Annotated in this window: 6 protein-coding genes; 1 reads left to right on the top strand and 5 read right to left on the bottom strand. The window is 65.3% G+C overall.

All coding sequences use genetic code 11. The annotated features are described in order from the left end of the window. Window positions 1-1,513 (top strand): hypothetical protein (locus tag ACN0T5_RS21385; RefSeq protein WP_417770624.1); only part of this gene is annotated, 1,513 nt, incomplete at its 5' end. Window positions 1,514-1,570: 57 nt separating this feature from the next. Here the strand turns inward: ACN0T5_RS21385 and ugpC are convergent. The 5 genes from ugpC to ACN0T5_RS21360 form a co-directional block, all read right to left on the bottom strand. Continuing rightward, on the bottom strand, window positions 1,571-2,572 hold the full coding sequence (ugpC, locus tag ACN0T5_RS21380; protein ID WP_417770623.1) for a sn-glycerol-3-phosphate ABC transporter ATP-binding protein UgpC: 1,002 nt from the start codon (window positions 2,570-2,572) through the stop codon (window positions 1,571-1,573). A gap of 73 nt (window positions 2,573-2,645) precedes the next feature. Beyond that, window positions 2,646-3,482 (bottom strand): sn-glycerol-3-phosphate ABC transporter permease UgpE, encoded by an 837-nt coding sequence (gene ugpE / locus ACN0T5_RS21375; RefSeq protein WP_417770625.1) that lies wholly within the window; start codon window positions 3,480-3,482, stop codon window positions 2,646-2,648. A 17-nt stretch (window positions 3,483-3,499) separates the two neighbouring features. Continuing rightward, window positions 3,500-4,381: a sn-glycerol-3-phosphate ABC transporter permease UgpA gene (gene ugpA, locus ACN0T5_RS21370; protein ID WP_417770622.1), complete on the bottom strand. Its 882-nt coding sequence runs from the start codon at window positions 4,379-4,381 to the stop codon at window positions 3,500-3,502. A gap of 45 nt (window positions 4,382-4,426) precedes the next feature. Next, window positions 4,427-5,737 (bottom strand): sn-glycerol-3-phosphate ABC transporter substrate-binding protein UgpB, encoded by a 1,311-nt coding sequence (gene ugpB / locus ACN0T5_RS21365; protein WP_417770621.1) that lies wholly within the window; start codon window positions 5,735-5,737, stop codon window positions 4,427-4,429. A gap of 229 nt (window positions 5,738-5,966) precedes the next feature. Next, the coding region (locus ACN0T5_RS21360) for an SAM-dependent methyltransferase (RefSeq protein WP_417770620.1) at window positions 5,967-6,441 on the bottom strand (475 nt) is incomplete at its 5' end.

Genomic DNA, 6,441 nt, shown 5'->3' with positions numbered 1-6,441 from the left:
CCCCCACAGCCGGCGCGCGGCCTTGCAGCCCCGGATCCCCCTGGCCGCCGGAGAGGCCGACCGCGCCATCGCAATCCTCGAATCGCTGCCGCGGCGCGCGTCCCCGATCCCTGCTCTTCTGGGCAGGGCCTATCTGGAAAGCGGCGATGCGGGACGGGCTCTCGAAGTGACTGGAACCGGAGCGCAGGAAGACGCGGAGCCAGCACAGGCCCTCAACCTCGCGAAGCTGCGCCTGAAGGCGGCAGCCGCCCTTGGCGACGGAAACCGCGCCGTCGAGGTCGTCGAGCCGATCATCGCGCGGTACCGGAGCGATTCGGCGATCCAGCGACTCGCCCTGCGCGCGCTGCTCGCCAACGATGCGATCGAGGACGCGGCGCGGCTGATCGCCGGTCTCGAGCCACAATCGGCGCCCTCTGACGCGATGCTCGCCGGTTTCATCGCGCGGGCGCTTCGGGGCGGGCATGTTGCCGCGCTTGTCGCCAGCCTGCCGGCGCTCGAGCGCCTGACCGCGTCCCGGCTCGATACCTTGCTGGCGCGTGGCTGGAAAAACGTCGGCAGCGCCGAGGACCGCACGCGTGCGGTGGCGGCGCTGGGCGAGATGGTTGCGCAAAGCGGCTCGCTCATGTTGAGCGTCCAGGCAAGCTGGCTGCTGAGTGCCGAAGGGCGGGTGCAAGAAGCCGTCGACCTTGCCCGTCGCATCCGCGCGCAAACCGCCTCGACCGGTAATGAAGCCGCCTTGCAGATCGACCGGGCCGAGGCCGATGGACGGCTGCCGAAGATCCCGAATGCCGACGTTCTGATGAACTGGCTCGAGATACCCGAGGCCGAGCGGGAAACCTGGCAGCGCTCAGTCGGGCTGGCGGCTTTGGAGCGAAAGCGCAGGCGGGCGCAATGGATTGCGCAGCCCGAGACATGGGAAGAGTTCGTAGCGGCAGTGACGCCGAAGGCCGCACCCGAGCTACAGGCACTGAGCGCCGCCGGCAAACCCGGCATCCTGGCCATTACCCATGCCGGAGAATTGATGGGCACCCTGGCCTGTTTCCTTCATTGGGGCGTTCCGGTCGAGATCATCGGCGGCCATCCTATTCACAAGGCGTTGTTGGACGGAGGCGAGCATTTCAACCCGCTCGAACCGAATGCATCCGGTACAAGAATCGCCCGCGACGTCGTCCGCCACCTGCGCCAGGGGCGGATCGTCGGCCTGGCGGGCGACGGCCGGAACGGAAGCACCTTCTACCCGGTCGAACATCGGGGCGCCCGCTTCGATCTACCGGATTCGGTTCCCCAGATCGCGTACCGCAAGGAGGTTCCGATCTTCTGGGCGGCGACATACTGGCGCGACGGCAGGATTGAATGCGATACGAGGCCGGGGCCAAGCCCGCGTCCGGGCGAAAGCTACGAAAACTTCCGCGCGCGCTGGTTCGATTTCGTGCTCGAGGCCAGCCACGCGATCTGCCGCGCCGATCCGGCGAATGTCTTTCCCATCGCCTCGCGGATACGCGCCGCGAGGTGACTGCCGGGCGCGTAGACGATTTGCCTACCGTCACAGCAGGTGCAATCGGTGCAACGCTCAGATACGACGGCCCTCGGCGTCGAAAAGCATCGCGTCGGAATCGTCCCAGTCGATTTCGAGGGCCTGGCCCTCGGGGGGGATCGGCTGCGCGGCCTCCTGGCGCAGGGTGATCTGGGTGCCGTCGGCGATGCGGCAATGCACCAGCGTTTCGGCGCCCAGGGCCTCGGTATAGGCGACGGTCGCGGGCAGACGACCCTGGTTCACGAGGCGCAGATGCTCGGGGCGAATGCCGACGCGCGCGCCCGCTTCGGTGCCTTCGACCAGCGCGCCGTCGAGGAAATTCGTCGGCGGCGAGCCGATGAAACCGGCGACGAAGGCGGTCTGCGGGTTGGCGTAGACCTCGAGCGGCCTGCCGATCTGGTCGGCGACGCCGTCGTTCATCACGATCATGCGGTCGGCCAGCGTCATCGCCTCGACCTGGTCGTGGGTGACATAGAGCGAGGTGACGCCCAGCTCGCGTTGCAGTGCCTTGATCTCGAGGCGCATTTGCACGCGCAGCTTGGCGTCAAGGTTGCTGAGCGGCTCGTCGAATAGAAAGACCGCGGGCTTGCGTACGATGGCGCGGCCCATGGCGACGCGCTGACGTTGCCCGCCGGAGAGCTCGCGCGGCTTGCGCGCAAGGTAGGGTTCGAGCTGTAGAAGTTTCGCCGCCGTGGCCACGCGCTCTTCGATCTCGGCGCGCGGCAGCTTCGCGATCTTCAGCCCGTAGGCCATGTTGTCGAAAATCGACATATGCGGGTAGAGCGCGTAGTTCTGGAAGACCATGGCGATGTCGCGGTCCATCGGCTCTTTCGCGTTAACCACCTCGCCGTCGATGCGCACCTCGCCCGAGGTGATCTGCTCAAGCCCCGCGACCATGCGCAGCAACGTGGATTTTCCGCAGCCGGAAGGGCCGACGATCACGATGAACTCGCCCTCGGCGATGTCGATGTCGACGCCGTGGATCACCTCTGTCTTCCCGAAGGATTTCCTGACGTCCGTCAGGGTCAAGCGCGCCATGCGATCCGCTCCTGTTCTGCCGCCTTGTCGCGGTCATTGCCGCGGGAAAGGCCTGTATTCGCTGCCGAAACCCTCATTTCTCGCTGTCCACGAGACCGCGGATGAACAGACGTTGCATCCCCACCACCACGATGACCGGCGGCACCATCGCCAGGATCGCGGTCGCCATGATCACCGGCCAGTCAGCGAAATCGTCTCCGCTGGGGAACATCTGCTTGATCCCCATGACGATGGTATTCATCTCCGGATCGGTGGTGATCAGCAGCGGCCAGAGATACTGGTTCCAGCCGTAGATGAAGAGGATCACGAAAAGGGCGGCGATATTGGTGCGGCTCATTGGCAGCAGGATATCGAAGAAAAAGCGCATCGGCCGCGCCCCGTCGACGCGCGCGGCCTCGGCCAGCTCGTCCGGGACGGTCATGAAGAATTGCCGGAACAGGAAGGTCGCCGTGGCCGAGGCGATCAGCGGCAGGATCAGCCCCTGGTAGCTGTTGAGCATTCCGAAATTCGCGGCGACCTCATAGGTGGGCACGATACGCACCTCGACCGGCAGCATCAGCGTCAGGAAGATCAGCCAGAAGAACAGGCGCCGGAAGGGAAAGCGAAAATAGACGATGGCAAAGGCCGACAGCAGCGAGATCACGATCTTGCCCAGCGCGATGCCCATCGCCATGATCAGCGAGTTCAGCAGCATCCGCGCCACCGGCGCGTTGATCCCGGAGGCCAGCGCCTTGGAGTAGTTCTCGACCAGTTGGTCGCCGGGAAGCAGCGGCATGGGCGGGCGGATGACCTCGGCATTGGTGACGGTCGAGGCGACGAAGGCGAGCCAGATCGGGAAGAAGATGAAGGCGACCCCGATGATCAGCCCGAGATGCGTCAGCCAGAGCCCCGCGCCGCGCCGTTCGACCATGCCGCCTTGCCCCGCCATCAGTAATGCACCCTGCGCTCGATGTACTTGAACTGGACCACGGTCAGGATCGAGACCAGCACCAGCAGCACCACCGACTGCGCCGCGGACGAGCCGAGGTCCTGGCCGACGAAGCCGTCCGAGAAGACCTTGTAGACAAGGATCGTCGTCGCCTGTTGCGGGCCGCCGCCGGTGATGGTGTGGATCACGCCGAAGGTCTCGAAAAAGGCGTAGATGATGTTCACCACCAGCAGGAAGAATGTGGTCGGCGACAGCAGCGGCCAGACGATGGTGCGAAAGCGGGTCCAGAAATGCGCGCCGTCGATGGCCGCGGCCTCGATCACCGAGCGCGGGATCGCCTGCAGGCCGGCGAGAAAGAACAGGAAGTTGTAGCTGATGCGCCCCCAGGCGGAGGCGACGACGACCAGGCCCATGGCCTCGCCCTCGTTCAGAACGTGGTTCCAGTCGTAGCCGAGTACACCCAGATACCAGGCGACGACGCCGACGCGGGTGTTGAACATGAACAGCCACAGGACGCCCGCCACTGCCGGTGCGACCGCGTAGGGCCAGATCAGCAGCGTGCGATAGGCGCCCGAGCCCTTGATCAGCCGGTCGGCGAGCACGGCGAGGTAGAGCGCGATGCCCATCGACACCACCGTGACCAGGATCGAGAAGACCGCCGTGGTCACGAACGAGGCGCGGTAATAGGGATCGTTGAAGAGAAACTTGAAGTTGTCCAGCCCCACCCATGTCATCGACAGCCCGAAAGGGTCGGGGATGAACAGCGACTGCCAGATCGCCTGTCCGGCCGGGTAAAAGAAGAACAGGGCCGTGATCACGATCTGCGGCAGAACCAGCAGGATCGGCAACCATATGCCCTTGAATGTGACGCGCTTTTCCATGCGGTGAGGCGCCGCCCCGGTCGGCCCGGGGCGGCTGTCATCGGCTTAGCGCGAAGACTGCTCGAAGCGGCGCAGCAGCGCGTTGCCGCGTTCCGCCGCGCTGTCGAGCGCGCTTTGCGCGTCCTTGTCACCGGACCATACGGCCTCGAGTTCCTCGTCGATGATGCCGCGAATCTGGTCGAAGGACCCCAGGCGCAGGCCCTTGGAGTTCTTCGTCGGCTCCTTGGCCGTCATCTGCGTCACCGCGATGTCGGTGCCGGGGGTCTCTTCGTAAAAGCCCTGCGACTTGGTCAGTTCGCCGGCCTCGGCGGTGATCGGAAGATAACCGGTATCCTGGTGCCACTTGGCCTGGATCTCGGCACTGGAGAGGAAGTTGAGGAAGGCCGCGACGGCCTTGTATTCCTCGGGCTCATGCCCCTCCATCACCCAGAGCGAGGCGCCGCCGATGATGGTGTTCTGCGGCTCGTCCGCGAGGGCCGACCAATAGGGCAGGGGCCGCACCCCAAAGTCGAACTCGGCCTCCGACTTGATGCCGGCGTACCCGGCCGAGCTCTCGGTGTAGAGCGCGCATTCGCCGGCGCGGAAGTTGGCGCCGCCCTCGTTGCGGCGTCCGGCATAGACGAACTTGCCGTCGCGGGCCCATTCGCCCATCTTCGAGATGTGATGCACCTGCGCTTCGCCGTTCAGCGCCAGCTCGGTATCGGTGCCGCCAAAGCCGTTGTCCTTGGTGGCGAAGGGCGTGTCGTGGTAGGCCGACAGGTTCTCGAGGTGAATCCAGCTTTGCCACGCGGTTGTCATCGGGCAGTCGACGCCGGCCTCCTTGAGCTGGTCGAGAACCTCGCCCACCTGCTCCCATGTCGACATGTCGGTGTCGGGGTCGATCCCGGCCTCTTGCAGCTTGTCGCGGTTGACCCAGAGCACGGGCGTGGACGAGTTGAAGGGAAGCGACAGCATGTTGCCGTCGGGCGAGGTGTAATAGCCCTTGACCGAACCGATGTATTTCGACTGGTCGAAGTCGGCGCCGGCCTCGGCCATGACCTCGTGCACGGGCTTGATCGCGCCCTTGGCGCCCATCATCGTCGCGGTGCCGACCTCGAAGACCATCAGGATATGCGGCTGTTCGCCGGCGCGGAAGGCGGCGATCCCCGCGTTCAGCGTCTCCGAGTAGTTGCCCTTGTGGCTGGCGTTGACCTTGTAGTCGTCCTGGCTGGAGTTGAAGGTCTCGACCTGCTCGGCGACAAGGTCGCCCAGGCGACCGGTGAAGGCGTGCCAGAAATCGATCTCGGTCTGCGCGGCGGCGGTCTGCGCCGAACAGAGAATCGCGGCGCCCGCGATAAATGATTTGGTGGAATTCATCGTGTCTCTCCCTTTGTTCTTTGTTCCGGCAGCGCAGCAAGGCCGCTTTCGAGCCCACGGTCTTGCGCGAACTGCGCAAAGCCTAGCGCGATGGCGGCAACCGATCCACTGCGAATTTGACCAATCGTTCAATAGTTCGACTTGCGTCGCCGAAAATACCTTCGCGTTTCCAGGCGCTTGGCCCTGTCGCGCCGCCGTCGGTAAACGCCTTCGCCGCGCCAGCGCCGGCTCAGTCCGGGCGGTGTGCCACGAGGTCGATCAGGGCAGAGCGGCCGGAATGGTGCGAGCCTTCGCGAAGCTCCTCCTCGTAGGCCTCGAGACGCTCGATCTGCCAGTCGGCGAACCGGTCCGCCAGCATTTCGCGCGTATACATGTTCTCGGCATGGGGCGGGCCCCCGGTGCCATGATTCAGCTGTTCCGGCGTGTAGCCGTGCAGCAGCAGAACGCCGCCGGGTTTCAGCGTGCGCTCGATCCCGTCGAAGATCTGGGCCCGGAAGGCAGGGCCGGCGAACTGGATGAAGATCGCCGCGACCACGTCGAAGGCAGCCTCGCGCCAGTCCCATTCATCGAGGTCGGCTAGCCGGAAATCGACCGTGACACCCCTGTCGCGCGCCAGCCGCCGGGCCTTGTCCAGCCCCACGTCAGAGCTGTCCATCGCCACCACGTCGAGCCCCCGTTCGGCCAGGAAGACCGAATTGCGCCCC

It is taken from the genome of Stappia sp., assembly GCF_048261845.1.
Taxonomy (GTDB): Bacteria; Pseudomonadota; Alphaproteobacteria; order Rhizobiales; family Stappiaceae; genus Stappia.
Note: the sequence above shows the minus strand (reverse complement) of the source record. Positions and strands in the feature narration are given on the sequence as shown.